Origin of the sequence: Pseudomonas sp. 31 R 17 (genome assembly GCF_900004915.1) — a bacterium.
In the GTDB taxonomy this organism is placed as follows: Bacteria; Pseudomonadota; Gammaproteobacteria; order Pseudomonadales; family Pseudomonadaceae; genus Aquipseudomonas; species Aquipseudomonas orientalis_A.
In genome coordinates this window covers 98855-124378 of sequence record NZ_CVTN01000068.1, presented here as the reverse complement: position 1 = coordinate 124378, position 25524 = coordinate 98855, and the positions used below count along the sequence as shown (strand labels likewise).

The 25524-nt window shown below is 62.8% G+C and carries 24 protein-coding genes and 1 pseudogene; 4 read left to right on the top strand and 21 right to left on the bottom strand.

The window, feature by feature from the left end; translation table 11 throughout:
- Positions 1 to 52: 52 nt before the first annotated feature.
- The 15 genes from BFP89_RS16990 to BFP89_RS16920 are packed head-to-tail and all read right to left on the bottom strand — an operon-like array spanning position 53 to position 13370.
- Positions 53 to 535 (bottom strand): hypothetical protein, encoded by a 483-nt coding sequence (locus BFP89_RS16990; RefSeq protein ID WP_065886605.1) that lies wholly within the window; start codon positions 533 to 535, stop codon positions 53 to 55.
- On the bottom strand, positions 532 to 1281 hold the full coding sequence (locus BFP89_RS16985; protein ID WP_065886604.1) for a class I SAM-dependent methyltransferase: 750 nt from the start codon (positions 1279 to 1281) through the stop codon (positions 532 to 534). The genes BFP89_RS16990 and BFP89_RS16985 overlap by 4 nt, the downstream gene beginning before the upstream one ends.
- Entirely contained in the window at positions 1278 to 2525 is a 1248-nt protein-coding gene (locus BFP89_RS16980) for an NAD(P)/FAD-dependent oxidoreductase (protein ID WP_083208089.1), read from the bottom strand. The genes BFP89_RS16985 and BFP89_RS16980 overlap by 4 nt, the downstream gene beginning before the upstream one ends.
- Before the next feature lie 33 nt (positions 2526 to 2558).
- Positions 2559 to 4889: an MMPL family transporter gene (locus tag BFP89_RS16975; RefSeq protein ID WP_065886602.1), complete on the bottom strand. Its 2331-nt coding sequence runs from the start codon at positions 4887 to 4889 to the stop codon at positions 2559 to 2561.
- A complete protein-coding gene (locus BFP89_RS16970) occupies positions 4861 to 5544 on the bottom strand; it encodes an outer membrane lipoprotein carrier protein LolA (RefSeq protein ID WP_065886601.1) in 684 nt (227 codons plus the stop codon). The genes BFP89_RS16975 and BFP89_RS16970 overlap by 29 nt, the downstream gene beginning before the upstream one ends.
- A complete protein-coding gene (locus tag BFP89_RS16965; RefSeq protein WP_065886600.1) occupies positions 5541 to 5966 on the bottom strand; it encodes an acyl-CoA thioesterase in 426 nt (141 codons plus the stop codon). Before BFP89_RS16965 ends, BFP89_RS16970 begins: the two co-directional genes overlap by 4 nt.
- Positions 5959 to 7500 carry an HAL/PAL/TAL family ammonia-lyase gene (gene hutH, locus BFP89_RS16960; RefSeq protein ID WP_065886599.1) on the bottom strand — a complete coding sequence of 514 codons (1542 nt, stop codon included), beginning with the start codon at positions 7498 to 7500 and terminating at the stop codon, positions 5959 to 5961. Before hutH ends, BFP89_RS16965 begins: the two co-directional genes overlap by 8 nt.
- Complete coding sequence (locus tag BFP89_RS16955) at positions 7484 to 8419, bottom strand: LpxL/LpxP family acyltransferase (RefSeq protein ID WP_065886598.1); 936 nt, start codon at positions 8417 to 8419, stop codon at positions 7484 to 7486. The genes hutH and BFP89_RS16955 overlap by 17 nt, the downstream gene beginning before the upstream one ends.
- Entirely contained in the window at positions 8416 to 9150 is a 735-nt protein-coding gene (locus BFP89_RS16950; RefSeq protein WP_065886597.1) for a glycosyltransferase family 2 protein, read from the bottom strand. The genes BFP89_RS16955 and BFP89_RS16950 overlap by 4 nt, the downstream gene beginning before the upstream one ends.
- Positions 9143 to 10813, bottom strand: coding sequence for an acyl-CoA synthetase family protein (locus BFP89_RS16945; protein WP_065886596.1), 1671 nt, complete (start codon positions 10811 to 10813; stop codon positions 9143 to 9145). The genes BFP89_RS16950 and BFP89_RS16945 overlap by 8 nt, the downstream gene beginning before the upstream one ends.
- A complete protein-coding gene (locus BFP89_RS16940; RefSeq protein ID WP_065886595.1) occupies positions 10810 to 11355 on the bottom strand; it encodes a COG4648 family protein in 546 nt (181 codons plus the stop codon). Before BFP89_RS16940 ends, BFP89_RS16945 begins: the two co-directional genes overlap by 4 nt.
- Positions 11352 to 11606: an acyl carrier protein gene (locus BFP89_RS16935; protein ID WP_003209389.1), complete on the bottom strand. Its 255-nt coding sequence runs from the start codon at positions 11604 to 11606 to the stop codon at positions 11352 to 11354. Before BFP89_RS16935 ends, BFP89_RS16940 begins: the two co-directional genes overlap by 4 nt.
- Before the next feature lie 9 nt (positions 11607 to 11615).
- The gene (locus BFP89_RS16930) at positions 11616 to 11885 is read right to left on the bottom strand and encodes a phosphopantetheine-binding protein (protein ID WP_065886594.1); all 270 of its coding nucleotides are present in this window, start codon (positions 11883 to 11885) and stop codon (positions 11616 to 11618) included.
- Positions 11863 to 12675 carry a lysophospholipid acyltransferase family protein gene (locus BFP89_RS16925; protein ID WP_065886593.1) on the bottom strand — a complete coding sequence of 271 codons (813 nt, stop codon included), beginning with the start codon at positions 12673 to 12675 and terminating at the stop codon, positions 11863 to 11865. Before BFP89_RS16925 ends, BFP89_RS16930 begins: the two co-directional genes overlap by 23 nt.
- Complete coding sequence (locus BFP89_RS16920) at positions 12651 to 13370, bottom strand: beta-ketoacyl synthase chain length factor (RefSeq protein ID WP_065886592.1); 720 nt, start codon at positions 13368 to 13370, stop codon at positions 12651 to 12653. The genes BFP89_RS16925 and BFP89_RS16920 overlap by 25 nt, the downstream gene beginning before the upstream one ends.
- A 316-nt stretch (positions 13371 to 13686) precedes the next feature.
- On the opposite strand from BFP89_RS16920, the gene BFP89_RS16915 reads away from it, so the two are divergent.
- Both BFP89_RS16915 and BFP89_RS16910 read left to right on the top strand, forming a co-directional pair.
- Positions 13687 to 14457: a ParA family protein gene (locus BFP89_RS16915; RefSeq protein ID WP_057724393.1), complete on the top strand. Its 771-nt coding sequence runs from the start codon at positions 13687 to 13689 to the stop codon at positions 14455 to 14457.
- A 465-nt stretch (positions 14458 to 14922) separates the two neighbouring features.
- A complete protein-coding gene (locus BFP89_RS16910) occupies positions 14923 to 15141 on the top strand; it encodes a DUF6124 family protein (protein WP_065886606.1) in 219 nt (72 codons plus the stop codon).
- A gap of 130 nt (positions 15142 to 15271) precedes the next feature.
- Here the strand turns inward: BFP89_RS16910 and trxC are convergent, their stop codons facing one another.
- Positions 15272 to 15706: a thioredoxin TrxC gene (trxC, locus tag BFP89_RS16905; protein WP_065886591.1), complete on the bottom strand. Its 435-nt coding sequence runs from the start codon at positions 15704 to 15706 to the stop codon at positions 15272 to 15274.
- A gap of 222 nt (positions 15707 to 15928) precedes the next feature.
- Between trxC and BFP89_RS16900 the strand changes: the two genes are divergently transcribed.
- Positions 15929 to 16225 (top strand): type II toxin-antitoxin system HigB family toxin, encoded by a 297-nt coding sequence (locus BFP89_RS16900; RefSeq protein ID WP_065886590.1) that lies wholly within the window; start codon positions 15929 to 15931, stop codon positions 16223 to 16225.
- Positions 16222 to 16623, top strand: coding sequence for a helix-turn-helix domain-containing protein (locus tag BFP89_RS16895; RefSeq protein WP_057724389.1), 402 nt, complete (start codon positions 16222 to 16224; stop codon positions 16621 to 16623). Before BFP89_RS16900 ends, BFP89_RS16895 begins: the two co-directional genes overlap by 4 nt.
- Positions 16624 to 16627: 4 nt before the next feature.
- Here the strand turns inward: BFP89_RS16895 and selO are convergent, their stop codons facing one another.
- The 5 genes and pseudogenes from selO to BFP89_RS29755 all read right to left on the bottom strand — a co-directional run.
- The gene (gene selO, locus BFP89_RS16890; RefSeq protein ID WP_065886589.1) at positions 16628 to 18091 is read right to left on the bottom strand and encodes a protein adenylyltransferase SelO; all 1464 of its coding nucleotides are present in this window, start codon (positions 18089 to 18091) and stop codon (positions 16628 to 16630) included.
- 48 nt (positions 18092 to 18139) lie between these two features.
- The gene (gene mscK / locus BFP89_RS16885; RefSeq protein WP_065886588.1) at positions 18140 to 21517 is read right to left on the bottom strand and encodes a mechanosensitive channel MscK; all 3378 of its coding nucleotides are present in this window, start codon (positions 21515 to 21517) and stop codon (positions 18140 to 18142) included.
- A gap of 49 nt (positions 21518 to 21566) precedes the next feature.
- Entirely contained in the window at positions 21567 to 23309 is a 1743-nt protein-coding gene (locus BFP89_RS16880) for a potassium/proton antiporter (protein WP_065886587.1), read from the bottom strand.
- Positions 23310 to 23647: 338 nt separating this feature from the next.
- On the bottom strand, positions 23648 to 24511 hold the full coding sequence (locus BFP89_RS29760; RefSeq protein WP_370671221.1) for a methyl-accepting chemotaxis protein: 864 nt from the start codon (positions 24509 to 24511) through the stop codon (positions 23648 to 23650).
- Positions 24503 to 25258: pseudogene (locus BFP89_RS29755) on the bottom strand (MCP four helix bundle domain-containing protein); the annotation flags it as partial. The pseudogene BFP89_RS29755 and the gene BFP89_RS29760, both read right to left, overlap by 9 nt.
- Between the last annotated feature and the right edge of the window lie 266 nt (positions 25259 to 25524).

The window sequence follows — 25524 nt, the reverse complement described above, 5'->3', positions numbered from 1 at the left end:
GCCTGGCCGCGACCGAGGGCACAGATCACGCCCAGGGCATTGAGGTAGGCGCTCATTTGCCCACGCCCAGCGGGGTAATGCGATAGCTCAACGGTTGGCCCACCATGTTCACGCTGAACACCTCTGAAGACTGATAGACGATTTGCCAATGGCCCGGCAGCGTTCGCGTAAGGTCCATGGCCTGGGCCGCAGGATACAGCGCACGCAGGTCATCCGCCGAGGCCAGGGCAAACAACAGCGCGGCGAACAGCGCTCGGGCCTGGGGGTTGGGCGGCAGCAAGCCATCGGCCTGCCACTTGCCGTCGATCAACTTCTGCCGGGCCTGGGGAATGCCCAACGGGTCCATCATCGACCAGCGAATCGCCCGGCCTTCACGCTGGATCACCAGCAGCCAATCCTGGCTGAGTTCGCCCTCCAGGCGTTGTACATGCAGCTGCATCGGCAAGTTCAGGGCGGGCATGGTTTGCGGCAACGGCGCCTGGCTGGCGCACGCGCCGAGCAGCAACAGGCAACTCATCAGCAACCAGCGGATCATGAACGCGCGGCCTCTGCCGGCTTGCGCGCCACGCAGTTGACCAGGGTTTCCTCGCGCTGGCCCACCGGCGGCGCCTTGCGCAGGCCCCAACGTTCCAGCAGGCCGAAATCGCTGGAGCGGCTCCACCACAGATAGGGGTACGAGACGTTCTGCGCGCCGAATTCAAAGCCCTGCTCGCGCAGCATGTCCAGGTACTGCTCGGCGCTTTTCTGCACATGCATGGGGTGGCGGAACAGCCAGCGAATTACCCAGGTGTCGATGTAGGCTTCGGTGGATTCGGCAAACAGCAAATAGCCGCCCGGCTTGAGGACCCGATAGAACTCCTTGAGGGCGCGATGCTGCTCGACCAGGTGGTGAAAGGTCTGGTGGCAAAACACAATATCGACGCTGGCGTCGGGTAACTCGAGGGTGGCGCAGTCGCTGCCGATCAACTCCACGGCCAGGCCCTGGCGAGTGGCTTCTTCGCGGCTCAGCGCCAGGCTGTGAGGGTCGGCATCCAGGCCGATCAGGCGCGCGGGCGCAAATACCTGCTGCAGCAACTTGAACGATTTACCCTGGCCGCAGCCGGCGTCGAGCAATACCGGCGCCACCGGCAGCGGTTCGCTGAACAGGCTGCGCAGGTCATCGATCGCCACGCGCAACACATGATGCTGCCAGGTGTGGCTGCGCAGGAACCAGAAGCCGAAGCGGGTTTCTTCGACGTAGTTTTTACTCAGGTAGTTCTTTTCAACCGCAGGGCTGGTCATACCGGCTCACTCGCACAGATTTGCGACAGCATTCGCAGGCGCCGCTTGGGCTCGCTGACAAACGGGTTGCGTTCATCCCAGGCGTAGCCGGCGAGGATCGAACTGATCATGCGGCGAATCTGCGGCGAACTGCCGGCGTGGAAAATCACGTCCTGGAATGTCCCGGCGTACCAGCCCTCGACGTAGCAGCGGAAGGTGTCGACGCCGCGCTTCAACGGCTCGGCAAACTCGGTTTGCCAGTCCACCGCTTCGCCTTGCAGTTGGCGATGCAGCACGCCCGCAGCCATGCTCGCCGAGCGCATGGCGATGGTGACGCCGGAGGAGAACACCGGGTCGAGAAATTCCGCCGCGTTGCCCAGCAGCGCAAAGCCCGGGCCGTGCAGGGTTTTGACGTTGGCCGAATAGCCGCCGATGCTGCGCGCCGGGGTGTCCCACACGGCGTTCTGCAGTACGCCGGACAGGCTTGGGGTTTCGTCGATAAAGCTGCGCAGGCAGGCATCCAGATCGTGGTCACGGCCGTCGAAATGTTCCTTGGCCGCGACCACGCCCACCGAGCATCGGCCGTTGCTGAACGGGATGGTCCAGAACCAGATATCACGCTGCAGGGGATGGGTGGTGATCAGAATCTTGGTACGGTCGAAGCCTGGGTGTTCGATGCGGTCTTCGACGTGGGTGAACACGGCCTGGCGCAGCGGGAAACCGGACGGCACTTCGAGGTCCAGCAGGCGCGGCAGCACGCGGCCATAGCCACTGGCATCCAGCACGAATGCTGTCTTGAGGTGGTACTCGCTACCATTTTCGCGGCGTACGTGCAGGTAGCGATGGTTGGCGGAAAAATCCACGCCGACGATGCTTTCGCCGTAGCGGATTTCCACACCCTGCAACGTCGCCTGGTCGGCCAGCAGCTTGTCGAACTCGGCACGCTGCACCTGGAAAGTCGTCGGTTTGCCGTTGCTGAAGGTGTCACCGAAATCGAACGCACTGTATCGCTCGCCCCAGGCGAACGCCGCACCGGTTTTCAGTTGAAAGCCGGCAGCCTGCACGGCGTCGAGCATGCCGGCTTCTTCGATAAAGTCGATGCAGTGCGACAGCAGGCTTTCGCCAATCGAGAAACGCGGGAAATACTGGCGCTCGATAATCAATACATCATGCCCTTTGCGCTTGAGCAGCGCGGCCGCGATGGCCCCGGATGGCCCGGCACCGATCACCACCACCTGGCGACGTTCCATTTCAACTGTGGGCACGAAGGCTCCTTGCCACTTTGGCGATATTCACATTCATAAGGCGTGCTTTTGTTGCCCGGCCCAGGGCGCCAGCATAAAGCTGAATGCCAGGCCGAGGCTGACCGACAGGCCGAAATTGCTCACCGCCGGGGTACTGGAGACGGCCAGCAGGCCGAACGATAACCAAGTGGTCAGCGCGGCCAGCAAGGTTCCCAGCAGGCTGACGGCGGCCCCGCCAATCTGCTCGCGCATCAGGATCGCGTAGTCGACGCTGATGGCCGTGACCAGCAGCAGGCCGAACAGGCTGAACAGGGTCAACGGCTGGCCCAGCCAACCGAGGCTGGCCAGGCTGCACAGCGCCGCCAGCAACGGCAGCGCGACGACGCGCAAGGCGCCGGTGAAGCCGAAAGGCAGCATTAACAGCAGCACGATCAGCCCACAGGACAGCAATTTCAATTCGGCCGCGCTGATTTGAGTGTCGGCAAACACACGGTTCAAATCACCCAGGCGATCCACCAATTGCACACCGGGCAGATCCACCGCCTGCACCCGCAGCAACGCCGGGTTGTTCAGGCCTTGCAGGCTGACCATCGCCGCCACGCCGCCGTCTACCTTGCCCAGCCACAGCGTGCGCCAGGGCTCGGCCAGGGGGCCTTTGAGCGCGGCGTCGATGTCTTCGGTGGGCAGCGCCTGCAACTGCGCGACTTCAGCTTGCAGCGCGTCGACGGGAATGCCGATGTCCAGCAACGGTTGCCAATGCTGCTCAAGCTTATTGAGCGCATCGCGCAGTTGCTGCTGTTCGGCGGGCAGGTTGACCAGTTGAGTCAGCGCCAGGTAACCCTGGAGCTTGTCCATATTCACCAGTTGATCCAGGCGCTGGCCCAGGGCGGCCTGGCGCTCCAGCAACTGCTGCTGATTGTCGGCGCGCACCAGGAAGAACTGACTGGTGGGCTGGAACCCGGTAATGCGCGCCACGGCCTGGGCTTCCTGCAGCAATTGCGGCGGCGCGCCGATCCACTGGCGGATATCGTTTTTACTGTTCAATTGCCACAGGCCACCGGCGCAGAACAACAGCACCCACACCAGCAACACGGCGCCGGGCACGCGCTTGATCAATCCCGCCCGCCACTGCCACAAGCGTTCGGCGATGCGCAGCGGCCAGCGCGCCGGGCGCAGTTCGACGCCGTTGAGCAGTGCCGGCAGCAGGCACACGGCGCACAGGTACGCGCCGACCAGACCGGCTGCCGAGAACACCGCGATTTGCGTCAGCGCCGGGAACGGTGTCCAGGCCAGCGCCAGGTAGCCGATGCAACTGGTGGCCAGGCTCAGGCTCAGTCCCGGCAGGGTCAGGCGCAATGCCGCCCAACTGCGCCACGGCTGCAGGCTCCAGCTTTTGGACAAATAGTGCAGCGGGTAATCCACCGCCACGCCGATCAGGCTGGAGCCCAACACCAGGGTCATCACGTGCATATGGCCGAACAGCGCCACACAGGCCACTGCGCCAAACAGCATGCCGACCACCACCGGCACGAAGGCCAGCAGCACCCGCCAGCGCCGGAATGCCAGCAGCAGCAATATCAGGATGCCCAGGGTTGCACCGCCGCCGACCCAGGTCATCTCCCGCGTGGCTTGTTGCTGCCCGTTGGCCGCATAGAGCAGACCACTGGCGGCGAGCAGTTGCACGCCTTGCGCGCCGGCCTGGGCGCGGCTGGTCTGGAGCAGATCCGCCACGTGCAGCGGCAGTTTCATGTCGAATGCATTGCCGGTGGTGCGCGCCCGCAGGAGTACCCAGCTTTTGCCGTCGGCGTCGGCGATCAACGCGCCGCTGCCGATATCCAGCTGTACCGCGCCGTGTTGTGGCTGGCTGTTCTGGATGCGCCCGGTCAGGCCCAGCCAGTCGTCCTGGCTGGGCACCAGGCTGAAGCCGGCGATGGGGTCGAACAGCGTTTGCACGCGTTGTTGTATAAACGCGTCGGGGTGTTCTATCAGTTGCTCGCGGTCCTTGGCCGACAGCATCGCCAGTCGGTCGCGCAGCAGTTGTTTGCGCAGCGCCGGCAAGTCGGCCTGCAGGTTCCATTGCACCTTCTCAAACAGACCGCTGGCCTGCCAGCGCTCGGCCAGTTGCTGCGCCATGGCCAGCGCTTGCTGGCGGTCGGCATGCCCCACCAGCACCAGCATTTCGCGGTTCAGCGGTTCCTGCATGCGCTGCTCGGCTTGCAGCTCCAGGGCGTCCGGCGTACTGCCGGGCACCAGCTCCATCAGGTTGGCCGACAAAGGCGCACCGTGACGCCACTGCCAGCCGGCCAGTGCCAGCACGGCCACCAGCAGGATCAGGAACAGGCGCGGCAGCAGGCGCTCACTGGGCAAAGTCGTGTTGCTCCGCATCGCTCAACGGTTGGTCGGCGCTGCTGTCCTGCATGCGCAGTACGGTACTGTCGCCCTGGGTTTCCAACAGCTCGATGGTCTTCACCAGCGCGCCGCCATCGATATTGATTTGGGTGAATACTTGCTTGAGCAGCAGTGAGCGCGGAATCAGCGTGAGCTTCCAGTCTTGCGCCTGGCCTTGCAACTGCAGGTCGAAGTCACGCTGCAAGCCGCTGCTGTCGCCCTGAAGCACCGCGAGGAACAGGCGATTCTGCTCGGTGCCGGCGCTCTTGTTCGGCAGCAGTTGCCAGCCGTTGGCGTCACGCCGGGCGATGCCCTGACTGGTGATGCGATAGTCCTGTTGCAGCGGGGTTTTGAGCAGCCACAGCAGGCCGTGGTCCTTGGCGAGCACGAAGGTGCCTTTGCTGACCAGCGGCTGGGGCAGGGCGCGCAGGTGTTTTTCCTGGGTGAAGTTGCCGTGGATCACGCTGGGTTTGGCCAGTTGATCGCTCAGTTGTTGCAGGTCGAAGGCGTGGGCGCTGAAGCTCAGCAATGCGGCGGCCACTGTAGGAGCGAGCTTGCTCGCGAAAAACCTGAGGGCCCCACGGGGTGTCAGGCGCCCCGCGTTATCGTTGGCGATCTTCGCGAGCAAGCTCGCTCCTGCAGGGGATCTCATTTCAGGGCCCTTTCGACGGCGTTGGTGAATATTGTTGGCGATGCAAGCTGCATTTCGCGGCTGGCGATTTCTACTGCCACTTGCACGGTGCTGGCGCGGGTCAAGCGTTCGCCGCTGGCCAGATCGGTAATCAGGTAATTGATCTTCAAACGGTTCTCCCACTCCACCAGGCTGGCGCGCACGTTGATCGTTTGGCCGAAGGTGGCGCCGCGCACGTAGCGCAGTTGCATGTCGATCACCGGCCAGGCGTAGCCGGCCTCGAGCATCGCAGCGTAGTTGTGGCCGATCTTGTCCAGCAGCGCGCAGCGCGCCACTTCCAGGTACTTCACGTAATGCCCGTGCCACACCACGTGCATGGTGTCGATGTCGAAAAACGGCACGAGGATTTGAGTGTCGCAGTGCAACACGCCGGGGCTACGCATGCAGCCTCCAGTGTTGCTCGGCGATGCGTTGCAGGCACAGGCGCAGTTCGCCTTCCAGGGCGCGGTCTTCGATGACCGGCGGGAAGTCCCGGGCCAGTTCTTCGTGCATCGCCGCCAGTGCTGGTGGCAACGGCCGTGCATCGTCAGCCTGGGTACGCAGCCACACGCCCTGGTTGGCGGCGAGCAGGGTGGCGGCGGCGACCTGTTCGGTCAGCTCGAGCACGCGGATCGCATCGCGGGCGGCGATGGTGCCCATGCTGACCTTGTCCTGGTTATGGCACTCGGTCGAGCGCGAGAACACGCTGGCCGGCATGGTGTTTTTCAGCGCTTCGGCGGTCCAGGCGCTGGTGCCGATCTGTACGGCCTTGAAGCCATGGTTGATCATTGCGCGCTCGGCCGGCGCGCCCGACAGGTTGCTCGGCAGGCCGTGGTTGTAACGCACGTCCACCAGCAGCGCCAGTTGGCGGTCGAGCAGGTCGGCGACATTGGCCACCAGGGTCTTGAGGCTGTCCATGGCAAAGGCAATGTGCCCGCCGTAGAAGTGCCCGCCGTGCAGCACGCGTTCCTCTTCGGCGTCGATGATCGGGTTATCGTTGGCGCTGTTCAGTTCGATTTCGATAAACGCGCGCAGCCAGTTCAGGCTGTCGGCCAGCACGCCGAGTACATGGGGTGCGCAGCGCAGGGAGTAGCGATCCTGCAGGCGGTGCAGCGGGGCCGTCGGTGCATCGATGGCCAGGTCCTGGCGCAGCCAGGCGGCGACTTGCATTTGCCCGGGATGGGGCTTGGCGGCGAACAGGCGTTCGTCGAAGTGTTCCGGGTTGCCTTGCAGCGCCACCACATTCAACGCGGTGATGCGCGTGGCCAGCTGCAGCAGGTAGTCGGCGCGGGCGAAGGCCAGGCAGGCAATGCCGGTCATTACCGCTGTGCCGTTCATCAACGCCAGGGCTTCCTTGGGGCGCAGCACCAGCGGTTCCCAGCCCAGTTCTCGATGCACGTCGGCGGCCTGGCGGCGTTCGCCACGAAACAGCACTTCACGTTCACCGGACAAGGTGGCCGCCACATACGACAGCGGGGTCAGGTCGCCGCTGGCGCCCACCGAGCCTTCTTCAGGGATCAGCGGCAGCACGTCGTGTTCGAGGAATCCGTGCAGGCGCTCGAGCAGTTCCACGCGCACCCCGGACACGCCATGGCACAGCGACTGCAAGCGCGCCGCCAGCACGGCGCGGGTGGCTTGGGCATCGAGCAACTTGCCCAGGCCGCAACCGTGGAAGGTGTACAGATGACGCGGCAGCGCCTCGACGTGTTCGAGCGGCACCGCCACCACGCAGGAGTCGCCGTAGCCGGTGGTCACGCCGTAGATCACGCCTTCCTTGTCCAGCAGCGAATCAAGAAACTGCGCGCCCTTGGCGATGCGCCGGCGATACGCGGCATCGTCCTGCAATCGAGTGGGCACCTGACGGTTGGCCAGGGCCAGGACGTCTTCGATGCGCAGGGGGCATTCGCCAAAGGTGATCGGCTCAAGAGACGTGGTCATCGGTCTTCCAGAAAGGGTAAAAGTTGAACCATTGTTGCGGCGCTTGCAGGCAGAACTGGCCCAGGCGTGCGGCGTAGCGGGCGGCCCACAGGGCGATGACCTGCTCACGGGTGCTGCGCTTCCATTCGATCAATGGCGCGAAGGGCTCGATGGTCAGGCGATAGCGGCCCTGGTGCTTGAGGCACATCAGCAGGTTGACCGGGCACTTGAGCAGGCCGGCCAGCAGCCACGGGCCCTGGGGGAATGCGGCATCATGCCCGAGGAAATCCACGCGCACCGTGCGCCCGCCGTGCAGCGGAATGCGGTCGCCGGCAATCGCCAGCCATTCGCCGTCGTCCAGGCGCTGGCTGAGCAGCAGCATGGTGGCCGGGTCCAGCTCGCTGACCTGGATCAGGCGCAAATGGGTCGCGCCCGCTTCGCCCAGCAGACGATTGAAACGCTCGGCGTGCTTGGTGTGCACCAGCACGTTCATGGTGACCTGTTCACCGATCTCCGCCAGCGCGCGGCACACTTCCAGGTTGCCCAGGTGCGCGCCCACCAGCATCTGCCCGCGCTCGCCACGCAACTGGCCGCGCAATTGCGCCGGATCGTTGATTTCGATCTGCTCCAGGCGCAGCTTGCCGTTCCACACGTCGAGCTTGTCGAGCAGGGAGTCGGCGAAGGCCATGAATTGGCCGAAGACCTTGGCGTGGCTCGGCTGCAGCTCGGCACGCCCGCTCCACTGCGCCAGGCGCTGCTGGTATTGCCAGGCGCTCTGGCGCGCGGTGCGGCCGAACACGAAGAAGTAGAACACGATGCTGTAGAGCAGCGGGCTCAACAGGCGCCGGCCAAGGACTTTTGCCGCGAACGCCGTGAGTTTCATCAGCCGGAAGCTGCCGCGCTCCTCGCGGTCGGCCCAGTGTTTGCTGCGCTCGCTCATGCCTGCCACCGGCGCCACAGGATGGCGGGCGCGCGCACCAGCATGCCGAAGAACAGTCGCGTATGCATGGCGCTGATGCGCACGTTGTCACGCAACAGGCGAAAGTGCGACAGGCCGTCGGCGGGGTAATGCACCTGGGTCGGCAGCCAGCGCATCGGCTGGTTGCGCCAGGCCAGGCGCACGAGGATGTCCGAGTCGAAATCCATGCGCGTGCCGATGTAGGCCGAGTCCATCAGCGCCAGGGTGGGTGCCAGCGGGTACACGCGAAAGCCGCACATCGAGTCGCGAATCTGCAACGACAGGGTGTTGATCCACACCCACACGTGGGTCAGGTAGCGCGCGTAGAGACGGCCCTTGGGCACGCTTTCGTCGTATTCGGGATAGCCGCAGATGATCGCGTCGGGGTGCCTGCGGGACGTATCGACAAAGGTCTCAACTTCGCGCAGGTCATGCTGGCCGTCGGCGTCCACTTGCAGGGCGTGGCTGTAGCCCAGGCGCGCGGCTTCGCGAAAGCCCGCCATGACGGCGGCGCCCTTGCCCTGATTGCGGGGCAGGGTCAGCAGGGTGACGTTATCCAGCGTCGCCAGTTGCATAAGCACCGCCGCACAGGCCGGGCTGCTGCCGTCGTCCACCAACAGGCAGGGCAGGCCACTGTTCAGAAGGCTGCGCACCACGGCAGGCACGGCGGTTTCATGGTTGTAGACCGGGATCAGGGCGCAGGGGTTATGCATGCGCGGCCTCCAGCACGATCCGGCCACTTGAGCATGCAGCCTCCCCATTGCGATAGGCGAAGTACAACTTGCCGCGCTCTTGGTCAAAGCGCAGGTGCAATTGAATGTGATCGCCGGGGCGTACCAGTTGCTGGAACTTGAGCACTTCCATACCGGCAAACGTGCTCGGCAAGTCGAGCAGTTGCTTGCCCAGGTTGAAGGCCCATTCCACTTGCACCACGCCCGGCAGCACAGGCGTGACTGGAAAATGCCCGCTGAAATAGGCCAGGTCGGGCGGCACGCTCAGTTGCAATGTCCATTCGCCGTCGGTCTCGGCCTGCGCCAGCACGTCCGGCGCCTTGGGGCGCGGGGCCAGCAACAGCGCCTCGATATCGGCCTGGGGCAGCTTGCCCTGGCTGTTGAGCGGCAGTTGGCGCAACAAACGCCAGCGGCGGGGCAAGGCCAGGGCTTCGCAATGCTGGCTCAGGTGCTGGCGCAGGGCTTGGGTCACCGTGCGCCGACCCTGATTGCGCAGAACATGCAGGCCCTCGGCGCTCAGTACCACGAGGGCACCGAGTGACGCGCGGTTTTCCTGCACCACGCCCAGGCGGGTTTCAGCGACCCACGGATGGGTCATCAAGGCCTGTTCGAACATCGGCAGGGCGATGCGTTTTTCTTCCAGCTTGACGATACGGTCCAGGCGACCGAGCAGTTCGAAGCGGCCATCGGCATGGATGCGCGCGGCGTCGGCGGTCTGTTCGATATGCCCGGCGGGCAGGTAGGGCGAGGCGATGCGCAGGGCACCGTCGGCCGCCTGGCTCAGGTGCACGTCGGCAAACGGCTGCCAGGGTTGTGCGCCCTGGCGCCAGGCGATGCCGCCGGTTTCCGAGCTGCCGAGGATTTCCGTCGGCCATTGCTGCAAGCGGTCATAGAGGCTGCCGGCGGCTTCGACAGGCAAGGCGCCGCCCGAGGAAAACACCCGTGAGACCTGGCTCAGCGCCGGCCAGTCGAGGTTATCGCCCATGCGCTTGAGCAGCGCCGGGCTGGCCACCCAGGCGAATGGCGAATGCTCGCGACTGGCGCGCTGCATGTCCTCGGGGAATGCCAGTTGCCTGCGCAAAAACGTGCGACCGGCGCACAGTGGCCACAGCACGCGGAACAGCAAGCCGTAGATATGTTGGGTGGCGACGCTGCCGATGATGCAGGCGTCTTTCAGGTCGGCGCCCCACAGTGCCTCCAGCGCCTGTACCTCATTGGCCAGCTGGCGCAGGGACTTGTCGATGCGCTTGGGTTCACCGCTGGAGCCGGAGGTGCACAGGCTCAGTTGGCAGCGATCGAGGTCGAGGGCGGCAGGGCTCAGAGGCGCCTGGTACAACGCTTCAACGTCCGCCGCTTCTGTCAGCCAGGCATCGACGACGGCGTCCCAGCGTTGACGGGTTTGCGGCTGCAGGTCGGCGGGCAGCAACACGCCGACCCCGGCACGCCAGGCGCCGAGCAACGCAATCGCCAGTACGCCGGCGTCTTCCAGGTGCACCGCCAGGCGCTGGATGCCACGCGCTTGCAAGCCTGCCGCCAGGCGCAGCGACTGCTCCATCAGTTGAGCATGATTGAGCGCCGGCTCAGTGGTGACCCGACGCTGTTCCTGTGGCTCGAGCAGCAGGTGCTCAAGTTTCAAACCTTTCATACGCGGCCTCGAACCCTTTGTCGTACCAGCCATTCCACGGCAAACAACAGCCCCATCAGCGCGTAGGCGATAAAGCCGTTGTACAACGTCCACCAGCTCAGCGGCGCCCATAAGGTGAGGGCGGCAGCGAGCAGGCCATTACACAGAAAAAACACACTCCACACCACGGTGACCTGGCGCGTATACAGCACCGCGTTCGACGGCAGGTCCGGCTCAGTCATGCGCGCCAGGCGCTCGACCATCGGCGGCCCGTATTTCAGGCTCAGGCCGAACAGTGCCAGCATGAACCCACTGACCAGGCTGGGGTACCAGCGCAGCCATTGCGGGTTATCGAACCAGGCCAGCGCCAGGCAAAACACAATCACCACCAGCGCCATCCAGCGACTGCCGGGGCGTCGTGCAGCGGTGAACGCGCGCAGCAACCACAGGCTGCCCAACAACAGGCCAAATTGCCAGGGCGCAAAATGCTCGGTGCCGTAATACACCGCGAAGGGGTACAGCAGCCCCGCCAGCAACAGGCCAAGGCCGATCAGCCGGCTCATGCGGCGGGCTGGACCAGACGGTACACCGCCTCAACCACGTCATTGACGGTGCGCACCGCCTTGAATTCTTCGGCGGCGATCTTCTTGCCGGTCTGGCGCTTGATATGGTCGATCAGGTCCACGGCATCGATGCTGTCGATTTCCAGGTCCTGGTACAGGTTGGCGTCCAGGGTGACGCGCTCAGGTTCCAGTTCAAACAGTTCCACCAAGGCATCGCGCAGGGTGTTGAAAATATCGTCACGAGTTTGCATGGTCCGGTCTCAAGCTGCCTGTCTGGCCGTGACGAATGCCGCAAGGCTGGCCACGTTGGTGAAGTGATTGCGCGTGTCCTTGGCGTCGGCGTCGATCTTGATGCCGTACGTTTTCTGAATCGCCAGACCCAGTTCAAGGGCGTCGACCGAATCCAGTCCCAGGCCCTCGCCGAACAGGGTCTGGTCGCTGCCGATGTCGTCGGCGCTGATGTCTTCCAGGCCCAGGGCCTCGATGATCAGCGTCTTTATGTCGTGCTCAAGGCGGTGTTGGTCGCTCATCTTCGGCGAGCTCCTTAATGAAATAGTGATGCAGGTAATCGTTGAGCTTGCGTGACGCCTGGGGCGCGGGGCCCAGTGCGGCAAACGCGTGTGGTTCTATATCGGCACCCACACGCAAACTGAAGTGGAATCGGCACTTGGGGATGCGATACCAGGGCTCGGCCTTGGTCAGGGTGGTGGGACTGACCTTGATCACCACCGGGGTGATGATCGTCGCACCGCGCAGTGCAATCGCCGCGCCGCCGCGATGAAAGGCCGGTGGCGCGCCGGGCGTGGTGCGGGTGCCCTCTGGAAAGATGATCAGGGTTTGCCCCGCGCGCAGGGCATCGGCAGCGGCATCGAGCATGTCGGCGCTGCCATCGTTGCTGATGTAGCCGGCGTCGCGCACCGGGCCGCGGGTGAACGGGTTCTGGAACAGGCTCTGCTTGACCACGCAATTGGTCTGACGCATCAGGCCGATCAGGAACACGACATCGATCAGCGACGGGTGGTTGGCGACGATCATCTGGCCCGGGCGACCGAGTTTCTCCGCGCCCTCGACGCTGTACGTGAGGATGCCCAGCCATTTCATCAGGCGAATGAAGAACCAGAACAGGCAACTGATGGTGTGGCGCGCGCGCCGTTGATGCTGTCCGGCGTCGCCCGGCAGGCAACTGAGCAGCGGGAACACCAGCAAGCGCAGGCACAGCCCGCCGACGCCGAACACAAAGAAGCTGGCGGCCGTGGCGAACAGGCGCCAGTAATAGGCCTGCCGTGGTTTGTCGTTCAGGACTTGCGTCGCCAGTTCCATACTCGGTTCTTCCAGGCATGTTGGCAGGCGCCCTGTTCGGTCAGCAGGGTGCGCAGCAGGTTCAGGGCGTGGGGCCACTGGGTGTGAGTGAGTTGGACAGCGCTGCTGTTTAGTTCCAGTTGCCACTCGTCGCCCGGCGTCAGCAACAGGCCCAGGGCATAGGGGAAGGGCACGTCAGCGATCCAGCTGGCATACGCCTCGGGCGGTTGTTCTTCGGTAATTATCAGCAATACGGCCGGGGCGCCTTCGTTGAGCAGCGCGGCGGCTTCAAGCAGGCCGTGTTCGAGGCCATCACCGGCGGCGGCAAGGGCGGTCATTTCGCTGGTTTCATTGCGCAGAATCGACCACAGGCCAATCACCGCGTTATGCACCGACAGGCTGAACTGGGTCGGCGACAGCGGCTGCTCGTTGGCCAGGTCGCTGAGGATGTCGAGGGTGCGTGGGGTTTCGCCGTGGCGGGAAATGAACACCAGCGGCAGGTCTTCAAGGCCTTCGGCCAGTGGCCAGCCGACGCTGAACGCCATGCGCGCCAGGCGGCTCAGGCGGCGACGCTGCATAGCTGGCAAAAATGACACATCGGGGGACGCGTCGCTGACAGGCAGCAACACCGGGTCCCGGCACCAGGCGTGCCAGTCGTCCGCACTCTCAAGGCTTGGAGCCCAGGCGCGCCATTGGGCGATGTTGAAGTTGATCACTGAGAAGTTATCCCGCCCCTGCGGGCTTCCATGTGCGGCCAATGGCCCCGGATTCCGGGACAGAGGGCAATGGCCGAATGGCGCGCATTATCCCGGTGCCGTGGGGTTCTAGCAAATACTGGTTAAAATTTGTTCGCTATTGATTACAAATAAGTCGTTGAAATTTACGCGCTGTGTGCGACAGAAGGTCGAACCGGATTATCGGAACGTTCCCATTCATTTGTGAGCCAGGCACAGCGGATGGATGAACGAGGTAGCTAACCGGCGCTTTTGCGCTCTACACTCGGGTTATTCATTGATACACGGAGGCTTTTCCATGCGGCGCGTGGTGTTCAATCAGAAAGGCGGCGTGGGCAAGTCCAGCATCGCCTGCAACCTGGCGGCGGTCAGCGCCAGCGAAGGTTATCGAACCCTGTTGGTGGACCTCGATGCACAGGGCAACTCCACCCAGTACCTCACCGGGCTGACCGGTGATGACATTCCCATGGGGATCGCCGATTTTTTCAAGCAAACCCTGTCTTCCGGGCCGTTTTCCAAGAAGAACAAGGTAGATATCTACGAAACGCCCTTCGACAACCTGCATGTCATCACCGCCACCCCGGAATTGGCGGACCTGCAGCCCAAGCTCGAGGCCAAGCACAAGATCAACAAGCTGCGAAAGCTGCTGGATGAGTTGAGCGAGGATTACGACCGTATCTACCTGGACACGCCCCCGGCGTTGAATTTTTATGCGGTTTCGGCGCTGATTGCCGCTGATCGCGTGCTGATCCCCTTCGATTGCGACAGCTTCTCGCGGCAGGCCCTGTATGGCCTGCTGGCTGAAATCGAAGAATTGAAGGAAGACCATAACGAAGGCCTGGAAGTGGAAGGTATCGTGGTCAACCAGTTCCAGGCCCGGGCGAGCCTGCCGCAGCAGATACTCGACGAAATGATTGCCGAAGGGCTGCCGGTGCTGCCGGTGTACCTGGCCAGCTCGGTGCGCATGCGTGAGTCGCACCAGGAGAACAAGCCGCTGATTCACCTGGACCCACGGCACAAGCTGACCCAACAGTTTGTGGAACTGCATAACTTGCTGGAAAATGCCTGACCTCAAGCAGTACACAGTTTCAATGTGGGAGGGGGCTTGCCCCCGATGGCGGTATGTCAGCCAGCGTATTTGTAGCTGACCCACCGCTATTGGGGGCAAGCCCCCTCCCACATTTGGATTTGGATTTTTCCCACAAGGTCTGTAGGAAGTCTCTGGCAGCAGAGGATTGGCCTTGTAACCTTGCCTACAGCTACGCCAGAATCCGCCGGCTTGTGCGTCTGGATGTGGGTCTCTAAGGTTTGCCGGTCGCTGAATGTTCAGTGATCGGGTTTAGTAGCCCGCTCAGACGAAAGCATGTGCACCGCTCCAAAAGCATGGCGTCTTTGCCTGTCGATGGTAGCTGTGCGCAGGGCACCTTCGGGTGCGCCGGGTTTTGCTTTCGTTCTACCGGTCTACTAACCTGCGTACAGCTGCCGCCCCTTGTTTAGTAGCAAGCAGGCGATGGCCCTGGCAGAGAACGAAAATATGAATTTATTCACCGTCACACCCAACCTTCCCACCGAAGCGCTGGTCATCAACAGCTACGAAACCTTCTCCTCGGTCCGCACCTTATTGCTCAATCTATCCAACGACCTCACCGGTGAACACCGCGATGTGGCTCTGGCTATCCATCAACTGAGCGAGCTTGGCGTCATGCTGGTCAGCCAGATGATGGACCGCCAAGCCCCGCTATCCTCAAGTTAAAACGCGGTTAAAAAATGTGGGAGGGGGCTTGCTCCCGATAGCAGAGTGTCAGGCACTTATGTGTCACTGATACACCGCTATCGGGAGCAAGCCCCCTCCCACACTGTCCTGTGGTGCTTTCCTGACCGGGTTACACGCCCTGACTACGCAACCAACTCATCAACTGTGGCAACGGAAAGGCCCCACTCTGGCGCGCCACTTCCCGGCCATTCTTGAACAGAATCAAACTTGGAATCGAGCGAATCCCCAGCTGAGCCGACAACTGCTGGTTGGCCTCGCTGTCCAGCTTGGCCAACCGGCATTTGCCTTCAAGCTGCCCGGCGGCCTGCTCGAATACCGGCGCAAACGACTTGCACGGCCCGCACCAGTCAGCCCACACGTCCACCAGCAACGGCAGGTCGCCCTTGATCTGGCTGGCGTAGTCGCCCTGTTCCAATTCAAACGGCTTGTTCAACAGCACTGGCTGCTTGCAACGCCCGCATTTGGGCGCATCACCCAGGCGTGCGCCGGGGATGCGGTTGAGACCGTTGCAATGAGGGCAGGGGATTACGAGAGGTTCAGACATCGGAGGCTCCTGGGGACTGGCCAATAGGTTGTATCTGGTGCCGGGGCTGAGATTTATCAAGGCTGGGTGCAGAGACTCATTCGCTCACAGTTTCTCCCGCGCCGAATGAGTCGTCTGTCTAGGCTTGCTGTTGTGCGCCATTGGTCTGTTTACGGCTATAGCAAATTGCGATAGTCGGAAATCAGGTTTAACCTCCATAGCAAGATGCGATAGGGACGTTGCATGCGAGTCATCAGTGAAAAGAGGATCTGGGAAGCAAAGGAAACATGGCCGCGCTCGGCAACGGCTTTGGACCAGTGGTATCGCGTGATCAAGCGCAACGCCCCCAAGAACTTCGCTGCAATGAAAGCCATGTTTCCCGCCACGGACAAGGTAGGTGAATTTCATGTGTTTGATATTGGCGGTAACAAGCTGAGGTTGATCGCGTCGGTGCAGTATCGAATGCAGCGCGTTTACATCAAGCACCTGCTGGACCACCGCGACTATGAGAAGGACAAATGGAAGGAAAAAAACAGATGAGCGCGCTTATGCAAGTAGCGGCAGAACACTGGCAGTTCGTTTCGCCGGTGCTGCGCAAGCCGGAAAACGAGGCGGACTACGACGCACTGGTATGCGGTCTGGATGAGTTGTTGAGCCTCGTGGGTGAAGACGAGGACAGCCCGCTGATGAGCCTGGTCGACATTCTCAGTGACTGGATCGAAGCGTATGACCGTGAACACCGCCCAATGCCCGTCGCCAGCGGGGTCGATGTGCTGCGCTACATGATGCGCGAGCACAATCTCACCCAGAGCGACCTTCCGGGGGTTGGGGCACAGTCAGTCGTCTCGGAGATATTGAGCGGAAAGCGTCAGCTCAACGTGCGTCAGATTCGTTGGCTGGCCGAGCGTTTCGGGGTGTCCGTGGAGACCTTTATCTAAGCGGTCAAGACGAACAACTGATCTCCAGATGCTTGCCCCAATCCGGCGGCCGCTGTGCATACTGCTCCATCCCCGCTTGTTCCTCGAACGGCCTGGTCAGCACTTTATGCAGCCGCCGCACTTCACTGTAGTCCCCGGACTCGGCGGCGGCGATCGCGTTTTGGGCGAGGTAATTGCGCAGGATGTACAGCGGGTTCACGGCATGCATGCGTTCGCGGCGCTGTGCCTCGCTGTCGTCCCCGTCCCTTGCGACACGGGCCTTGTACTGCTCGGCCCAGGCATCGAAACCGGCCAGGTCGACAAAGTCGTCACGCAAACGCGCCACGGCCAACGCCGCTGATTCATCGCCCAAACGCCGGAAGAACAACGTGTAATCCACACCGCTGTTCTGCATCAGTTTGAGCAAGCGCTCCACCAGCTTCTGATCATCCTCTTCGGCGGTCGTCAGACCCAACCGGCGACGCATCAGGTCCAGGTAGTGCGCCTGGTAAATCGGCAGGTACAGGCCGAGGGCTTCCTTCAAGGCGTCAACGCTGATAAACGGCGTCAGCGCCTGGGCCAGCGCGCTGAGGTTCCACTGCCCGATCGGCACCTGATTACTGAAGGAGTAACGCCCTTCATGATCGGAATGGTTGCAGATGAAGTGGGCGTCGAAGTCATCCAGAAACGCGAACGGCCCGAAGTCGAAGGTGATGCCCAGGATCGACATGTTGTCGGTGTTCATCACGCCGTGGCAGAAACCATACGCCTGCCATTTGGCGATCATCTCGGCGTTGCGCTCAACGATTTCGCGGAACATCGCCAGATACGGCTCAGACTGTTCGCGGCACTCGGGGTAATGCAGGTTCAATACGTGTTCAGCCAGCTCGGCCAACTGCTCGGGTTTCTGGGTGTAGTAGAAGTATTCGAAGTGCCCGAAGCGGATATGGCTGGGGGCCAGGCGCAACACCATGGCCCCGCGCTCCTGCTTCTCACGCCACACCGGCGTGCTGGAGCCGATCACGCACAAGGCGCGGCTGGTGGGGATGCCCAGTGCATGCAGCGCTTCGGAGGCGAGGAATTCGCGGATCGAGGAGCGCAATACCGCGCGCCCGTCGCCCATGCGTGAGTAGGGCGTCATGCCGGCGCCCTTGAGGTGCAGGTCCCAATGCTCGCCGGCCTGGTTATACACCTCGCCCAGCAGCAACCCTCGGCCATCGCCCAGTTGCGGGGTGTAGCCGCCGAACTGGTGCCCGGAATAGACCATCGCCCGCGGCTGAGCTTCGGCCCACAGCTTATGGCCGCCGAACAGTTCGGCAAACACGGGCGTTTCGGCCACGGCCGGGTCGAGGTCGAGCAGGGCCATGGCGGCGTCGCTCGCCACCACCAGGCGAGGCTCGTCCAGGGGCTCGGGCAGCACGTGGGTCGAGAACGCATCGCCCAGGCGTGCGAAGCGGTTGTCGAAGGTCAGTTCGTCGAGGGCTTTCACCGGGCATCTCCAGCAGGATGCCCCAGCATTTGGCTGGGGCTCAGTTCGTTAGTCGAGTTTGCTCGGCGGTGGTTCAGGCGCATCTTCGACCTTTGCGGCGGGCGGCTCGGGCGTATCCTGCTCGGGCGCGACGAGGGTCTTGCGTTCGTCCTCCACCGGCACCAGTTTGTATTCCTGGCCGTGCATGTTCTTCAAGTACACCTCCATCTGTCGGAACGAGATGTTGATGTGCTGCTTCTTGAACTCACGGTTGATATAGCGGTTGACCTCGTCCAGCACCGGGTTGCGGTCGCCCAGGTCGCGCACGTGCATGCGCAACTCGTGGTCCAGGGTGCTTTCGCCGAAGTTGAGGAAATACACATGGGGTTCCGGTTCCTTCAATACCCGTGGGTTTTCCCTGGCGGCCTTGAGTAACAACTCCTTCACCAGATCCAGGTCGGAGCCGTAGTCCACGCCCAGTTTCAGGGTCACTCGCGTGATGGTGTCGGTCAGCGACCAGTTGATCAGTTGCCCGGTAATGAAGGTCTTGTTCGGGACAATGATGTCCTTGCGGTCGAAGTCGGTGATGGTGGTGGCGCGGATGCGGATCTTGCTCACCGTGCCCGACAGGTTGCCGATGGTGATGGTGTCGCCGATGCGCACCGGGCGCTCGAACAGGATCATGATGCCGGAGATGAAGTTGGCGAAGATTTCCTGCATGCCGAAGCCCAGGCCTACCGACAACGCCGCCACCAGCCATTGCAACTTGTCCCAGCTCACGCCCAGGGTGGACAAGGTGGAGACGAAACCGACGCCGGCGATCACATAGGACAGCAATGTCGTGGTGGCATAGGCGCTGCCTTGCGCCAGTTCCAGCTTGGACAGCACCAGCACTTCGAGTAAACCGGGCAGGTTGCGCGCCAGGGCGAAGGTGATACCGATGATGATCAACGCGCCGAGCAAGTCGCCGATGCTGATGGGCACCATGCTGATATTCGCACCGGTGCCGCTGGTGTATTCGTACAGCGTGACGTTATCCAGGTAGGAAAATACCGAGATGAGGTCCGACCACACCCAGTACAGGACTGCGATAAAGCCGCCGAGCAGGGCCAGGCGGATCAGGCGCAAGGATTGTTCGTTGACCTTTTCGATGTCCAGGGTCGGCTCTTCAACCACCGCTTCGCCTTCACCGGCTTCCTTGGCGGCCTGGCGTTTGGCCAGGGCGCGCGCATAGGCCAGGCGTCGGGCGGCCACGCTCAGCCAGCGTACGAAGGTGGCTTCGATCACCAGCCAGAACATCAGCAGGTACAAGGTGTTGATCAAGCGGTCGCTGAGCTTGAGCGCGGTGTAGTAGTAGCCGAAGCACACCGCAATAAACAGCGCAATCGGCAGGGCGGTGAACAACAGGCCCACGGCTTTGCGGAACAGCGAGGCTTTTTCGTGGGTTGGGCTGTTGAGCAGCAGGCGACTGAGCAACCACGCCATCAAGGCGTAGCAGGTGAGGACAACGGCGATGCCCAGCACGTCTTCGGCGAGTGCCGCCGGTTGGTGCTCGGCGATGGCCACCACGGCCACCAGGGCCAGTACCACCAGCCCGAGCTTGCGCACCCAGCCCTGGAGGAATTCGACCTGGGGCTTTTCCCAGCGAAAGTGCAGCTCGGCCACGCCGCCGGGCGCGAGGATGCGGTAGGCGGTGTAGAACACCAGCCACGCCTGGGCGATCTGCAACAGGGCCGAGCCCAGGTTGGCGTTCTGCCCACGGGCGTCGATCTGCAAGGCATAGCCGCACAGCGCCAGGCCCAGGGATACCGGCATTGCCAGCAGGATATTGATCAGGATCGCCTGCGGCGTGTGCCACTGGCTGTCGCGCTTGAAGTGACCGATGTCCAGGTGAACCTTGTTCAGGCGCTGATACAGCGCCTTGCGCCGCCACAGCAGCGCGCCGATCAACAGCAGCAGCGGCAGGAACAGCAGCGGACGCTGGGTCAGGCCGTCATACAGCTCGCTGACGCTGGAGGCCCAGGGCAGGGTGGTGACTTGCTTGGTCAGGTGCGCCGGTACGGTTTCCAGCCACTCGGTGTCCAGCGGTTTGTTACTCGGAATCCAGAACATCTGCTCATCGAGCGTGGCGCGCAGGGTGGTGGCGGTGCTGAGCAGTTGTTTCTGGTTCAGTTGCAGGGTGATGGATTCGTTGAGCAGCGCGCTCAATTCACGGCTCAGGCGCTCCAGCAGGTCGCTGCGGGTGATCGCCAGTTCCAGCAGGGTGCGGCGCAATTGCGGGGTGACGTCGTCCGGCGGCTGGTTGGCCAGCAGGTTATCCACATAGGCGCTGGGAGAGCTGATCAGCTCGCGCTGCTGGTTGACCTCGAACTGGTACAAGCGAATGTTGGCGATGTCGTCGGCCAGGTCGCGGTCGACGGTCAAGCGCGGCAGCGCCTGTTTCTGTTTGTAGAGGATCTTGGACAGCAGCAGGCTGCCCTTGAGTACGTTGATCTGTTCGTCCAGCGCCGAATCGCTTTGGGTCACGGTGTCCAGTTGCTGCTTGGTCTGCAGGTTTTTCTGGGTCAGGTCGTTGAGGCGGTCGGTGCTTTTGAGCAGGTAGTCGGAGAGCTTCAGGTTGGCCGCGCTTTCCGTGGCCAGCAGGCTGCTGCCGCCGGCTTTCTGCGCTTCGATGGACTGTTGGGTCACCGTCTGCTGGGACTGGGCCAGGCGTTTCTGGTTGATCAGGGTTTGCAGGTCCTGGATTTCCTGCTCCAGGCGCGTGGTTTTTTCCTGGATCAGGTCGTGCTGGCTGTTGCCCAGGTCTTGCAACTGGCTGTTGCCGGCCAGTTCCTGGCGGCGAAGGGGAATCAGCGCATTCAGGGCGGCGAGTTCGGCGTTGAGCTGGTTGCGCTGGTCGGCGTTGAGGGCTTTGCCGTTGTCCTTGCCGGTCTTGAGGGTCGCATTGATTTGCTGGATGCGCGTCTGGCTGCTGCTGATCTCGGTCTGGGCGCGCTCGGGCCGGGTCTGGGCGGCGATGGTCAGGCTGTTGGCGTCGGCCAGCTCTTTTTGCAGGTCGCCTTGCTGGGTACTGCGCTGCACCAGTAATTGCTCAAGCTGCGGCACCGGCAGGCTGGCGTAGCGTTGGGCCACCGGGACGATTTTGGTGGCCTTGAGCCGGGTCAGCTCGCGCTGGTTGTCGACCGTCTGGCGCGGCGCGTCCTCAAGCTGGCGTTTGAGGTCGGCCAGGCGCTGCTCGTAATCCTGCTTGTTGGCCAGGTACGTCAGGGTCTGTTGCAGGATGCCCTGCAATGCCTTCATGTCGGCGTCGGGCAGCTTGCGGTCGGGCAGCTTGTCCAGGGTTTGCTGGATAGCGTCGGCGCTGGGCGGGTCGGCGGCGTGGACGGTGCCGACACAAAGGGTCAGGCCCAGCAGGGCAGTAGCGAGAAAAGTGCGCAGGATTGGCATAGAGACCGGTCGAGCAAGGTGAAGAATCGGGGCGTTGTCGCCCCGCAGTTTAGAGGAAGAGCCCGGGGCCCGGGCGACTTCCTTCGGGGAATCTGACGCCGACTTTGCCAATCTTGTTCCCGTCCATGACTGCGACGGTCCAGATGGTGTTGTTCCACTCCACCTGGTCGCCCACCACCGGCGCACCGCCGACTTTCTGGGTGATGAAGCGGCTCAACGGCATGTCCGGGTCGATACCCTCCAGCTTGAGGCCGTACAGCGCCGACACCGCGCCCAGCTGGGCGTCGCCTTCAAGGACGAAGTCGCCGAAGAAACGCAGGTCCAGGCCGCGTTGAGGTGCCTGGCTGAACAGTTTGCCCAGGGCCGGCAGGTTGTGTTCATGGCCGATGACGCAGAGCAAATCATCGACTTCCAATACCGTACTACCCGACGGATGGAGCAGTTGCTGGCCACGGAACAGCGCGGCGATCCGCGTGCCCTCGGGCATTTTCAGCTCGCGCAGGGCGGCGCCGATGCACCATTTTTCCGCGCCCAGGCGGTAGACGAACAGCTCCCACTCGCTGGTGACGTGCACTTCCAGGGCGGCGCGGGAAATCGGCGCCGGGTCCGGCGGAACGGTGACTTTGAGCAACTTGGCCACCCACGGCAGGCTGGTGCCCTGCACCAGCAGCGACACCAGCACGATAAAGAACGCCAGGTTGAAGTACAGCTGCGCATGGGGCAGGCCGGCCATCAGCGGGAACACCGCGAGAATGATCGGCACCGCACCGCGCAGGCCGACCCAGGCGATAAAGGCTTTTTCGCGACTGTGGAAGGCCTTGAACGGCAGCAGGCCGACCATCACCGACAGCGGGCGCGCAAACAGGATCATCCACAGCGCCAGGCCCAGGGCGGGCAGGGCGATGGGCAGCAAGTCATGGGGCGTGACCAGCAGGCCCAGCACCAGGAACATGCCGATCTGTGCCAGCCAGGCCATGCCGTCGAGCATATGCAGGATGCCGTGGCGGCTGCGCACCGGGCGGTTGCCGATCACCAGGCCGCACAGGTACACGGCGAGGAAGCCGCTGCCGTGCAAGGCGTTGGTCAGGGCGAAGACGAACAGGCCGCCGGCGATCACCAGGATCGGGTACAGGCCGTTGGCCAGGTTGATGCGGTTGACCATTTGCAGCATCAGCCAGCCGCCGCCCAGGCCCACGAGGCCGCCGATGCCGAATTCGCGGATCAGGTGGGTCAGCAGGCTCCAATGCAGGCCGGTCTGGCCGCTGGCGAGCATGTCGATCAGGGTCACGGTGAGGAACACCGCCATGGGGTCGTTGCTGCCCGATTCGATTTCCAGGCTGGCGCTGACCCGCTCGTTCAGGCCCTTGCCGCCCAGCAGCGAGAACACTGCCGCAGCGTCCGTGGAGCCGACGATGGCGCCGATCAGCAAGCCCTGGATGATATTGAGGTCAAACAGCCAGGCCGCCGCCATGCCGGTGAGGCCGGTGGTGATCAGCACGCCCACTGTGGCCAGGGACAGCGCCGGCCAGAGCGCCACACGGAAACTCGCCACCCGCGTGCGCAAACCACCGTCGAGCAGGATCACGGCCAGGGCGAGGTTGCCCACCAGGTAGGCGGTCGGGTAGTTATCGAAGATGATGCCGCCGCCATCGACGCCGGCGATCATGCCCACGGCCAGGATGATCACCAGGATCGGGATGCCCAGGCGTGACGAAAGAGAACTCACCAGAATGCTCGCACTCACCAGCAACGCGCCGATCAAGAACAGGCTGTTGATGGTCGTCGCATTCAAAGGCAGTACTCCAGAGCAGGGAAGACAGGGCGCAAACTGACCATGCAGTCTGCGTGCCAGGGATTCTAACCTGTTGAATTGCTGCGCTGTCAAAAAGCTTTTGTGGGGGGAATCCCATAATAAAGATTTCCACCCCATTCCAAATGTGGGAGGGGGGCAGGCCCTGATGCCAGTGTAGGAGCGAGGGGGGCGCCTAGCTCTTGCTCGCGAAAAACTCACAGGCGCCGCGGTCAGTCAGGAAGCACGCGTTATCGTTGACGTTTTTCGCGAGCAAGCTCGCTCCTACAGACTGGCATCAGGGCAAGCTCCCTCCCGCATTTTCAAGCCAGTGCCGTCAGTCAGAGGCGGAAGCGGCCGACCATCCCGTTCAAGTCCACCGCCAGGCGCGACAGCTCGTTGCTCGCCGCGCTGGTCTGGCTGGCGCCGGTCGCCGATTGCACCGACAGGTCACGGATATTCACCAGGTTGCGGTCCACTTCCCGTGCGACCTGCGCCTGTTCCTCCGCCGCACTGGCGATCACCAGGTTGCGCTCGTTGATCTCGACAATTGCGGTGTTGATGGTGTCCAGCGACAGCCCCGCGCCCTTGGCGATGTTCAGCGTCGATTCGGCGCGCTCGGTACTGTTGCGCATCGAATCCACCGCATGCTCGGTGCCGGCCTGGATGCTGCCGATCATGCGTTCGATCTCGCTGGTGGACTGCTGGGTACGATGGGCCAACGCGCGCACCTCATCCGCCACCACCGCAAAACCACGCCCGGCCTCACCCGCCCGCGCCGCTTCGATGGCCGCGTTGAGGGCCAGCAGGTTGGTCTGGTCGGCCAGGCCGCGGATCACGTCCAGTACCTTGCCGATATCGCGCGATTCATTGGCCAGTTCACCGATCAAGGTCGCGGTGGCTTGTACGTCGCCGCTCATGCGTTCGATGGCGCTGACGGTTTCCTGCACCAGGTCACGCCCGTCGCCGGCGGAGGTGGTGGCGTTGCGCGAGGCTTCAGAGGTGCTCACGGCATTGCGTGCAACTTCCTCGACCGCGCTGGTCATCTCGTTGACGGCGGTGGCCGCCTGTTCGATTTCGTTGTTCTGCTGGGCCAGGCCGCGCGCGCTTTCGTCGGTGACGGCGTTGAGCTCTTCGGCGGCCGACGCCAGTTGCGTGGCCGAGCCGGCGATGCGTTGCAGGGTGTCGCGCAGTTTGTCCTGCATTTTGGCCATGGCGGCCAGCAGGCGCCCGGCTTCATCGTTACCGTCGACCTTGATCGGGCGCGTGAGGTTGCCTTCGGCCACTTCTTCCGCCGCTTCCAGGGCCTGGGAGATCGGCACGGTGATGCTGCGGGTCAGCAGCCAGGCGAACAACAGGGTCAGTGCGGTGGCGATTACCAGCAGGCCCACGACCATGTTGAAGGCCAGGTGGTACTGGTCTTCGGCCTGCTGGTTGGTGTCCAGGGCCATGGCGTTATTGATTTCCAGCAGGCGGTTGAGTACCCCGTTGACCTGCTCGGAGTTGGTCAGCAGTTCGGTATTGAGCAAGGTGCGCAATTCATCGACCTGATTGGCCCGTGACAGGCTCTTCATGCGCTCTTCGATCTGATGGTACTGAGCCAGCAATCGCACGTATTCGTTGTAGGTCGAACGTTCTTCGCTGGTCTCGATCAGCTTTTCATACACGCCCTGGGCGGTGCGGATCTGCTGGTTGCGCAGGTCAAAGGCTTCCAGGGTCTTTTGCTGCACGTCCGGCTCGCGGTTGGTGAGCAAGCGGTACGACAACACGCGCAGGCGCAATGTCAGTTGGGTGAACTCGTCGAGGGCGCGGATGCTGGGTACGCTGGCCAGGGTGATGTCTTCGGTGGCCGCTCGGATCTTGCTCATCTGGTTCAGCGCGAACACGCCGAGAAACAACATCAAGGCGCCAATAAACGCGAAGCCGAGGAAGGCCCTCGGCGCGATATTCATATTACGAAGAGACATGCTGGAATCCTGGGGGGAGCGCGATCCGTGCGGCCATGAGGTGGTGTGTGCATCGCGTATCGGCCCTACGACTAAAGTCTTAAGGGACTGTGCGTTTTTGTCGCATCTGACCAGGGGTTTCAGCGATTCAGGAACCAGATTGGGTAATTGCAGTCACTAAGGCTCGAAAGTGCGGCCCGGGCCTTCGGAATCGGGCTGCGCGCCGGGGGAAACCCTGGCATCCGAGGTGAATTTTCTTTATCGTCACCGCC